Genomic DNA, 1,186 nt, shown 5'->3' on the forward strand with positions numbered 1-1,186 from the left:
TTATCGTGAGGCAGGCGGCGATAACGGACATTAAACCGCTTAACGCCGAACCTTGGGCGTTAGGGTATCTAGTGCCTGAACAATGTAGAGGGCGAGAACACCACGCCCTTCCATTTTGTCGGCTATGACCAGCGCTTCCAGCAGGAGCGCTTTCAATTTTTCCTGTTGGTCGAACGTCATCCCCGGCCTCCTATCTAGTATTCCGACATGTACCGTGAGCACCGGAAATAACCTAGATTAAGAAAGCGAGATGACCCTACCAATATAGGATTAATCTGGATCAAGTCGGTTGACTATGGCGCCGTCTTCGATGGGTCCAGGGACCGGCCGAACGCAGTTAACACATTACTGGCGTTTTTTCGTCGAACGTCGGCCATCATGGTATCCACCACATGGCAAATTAATGAGGCAAATCATCGACCAAAAGAAACCTTTCCGAGAATTGACCAGCTTGCCTAAAGCCGTCGAGATCAATTATTTCGTATTTTCGGTTGGCGTGATTGATTAAGCCACTTTCGACTAGCGACCTGATAGACCTATTAACGTGGACAGGTGTGATTCCTACGCTATCCCCCATCTGCTCCTGCGACATAGGTAAGGAAAAATGCAACCCATCACTTAAGCCCCGTAACCTAGTCCTGGCGGCAAATTCGTTCAAAAAATGAGCTACACGAGTCCGTGCGGAACGCCCACCAATATTCAACAACCACTCCCGCAGTTGTCGCGACTCCACAATTGTTCTTAGATCCAAAGCCAACCGAATGGATGGGTGTGAATCTATTAATTCTTCAAACTCGGATCTTTGAACATAGATGATGCTCGATTTTTCGGCACAAACCACATTGTAGTCCAAACTATTCACAAATCTGCTTTCCGGATTAACTATGTCTCCGGGAATTATCAGCGATACAATTTGTCTATAACCGTCCAATGTTTGCTTTTGACGAAATAGATAGCCCGATATTACAAACACATAGTCGGAAGATGACAAGCCTTCCCTGAATACGTAGCTTCCCGACTCAAACGTTTTTGTTCGAGCTTTCAGACGGCCTAAAGCTTCGCTGTCAAAAACTTGTATCCGCGAATACGCCGATAGGCTTTTCGCAATCAGACCATGAGGGTCAATTTCCGAGATCAAAACAGGGTTCCCGTAACATTGGCGGGAGCATTGCGTCTCTCAGTTGCC

The 1,186-nt window shown here is 47.1% G+C and carries 2 protein-coding genes; both read right to left on the bottom strand.

All coding sequences use genetic code 11. From position 1 onward, the window contains the following. Nucleotides 1–39: 39 nt before the first annotated feature. A complete protein-coding gene (locus C8J42_RS20290; protein WP_156348902.1) occupies nt 40–180 on the bottom strand; it encodes a hypothetical protein in 141 nt (46 codons plus the stop codon). A gap of 220 nt (nt 181–400) precedes the next feature. Beyond that, the gene (locus C8J42_RS19940; protein WP_133021544.1) at nt 401–1,138 is read right to left on the bottom strand and encodes a Crp/Fnr family transcriptional regulator; all 738 of its coding nucleotides are present in this window, start codon (nt 1,136–1,138) and stop codon (nt 401–403) included. Nucleotides 1,139–1,186 lie beyond the last annotated feature (48 nt).

This window comes from Sphingomonas sp. PP-CE-1A-559, assembly GCF_004340965.1.
Classification (GTDB): Bacteria; Pseudomonadota; Alphaproteobacteria; order Sphingomonadales; family Sphingomonadaceae; genus Sphingomonas.

What these genes read in the sequence shown, in the direction of transcription:
- C8J42_RS20290 (WP_156348902.1), bottom strand. Translation starts at nt 180, where the DNA reads ATGACGTTCGACCAACAGGAAAAATTGAAAGCGCTCCTGCTGGAAGCG.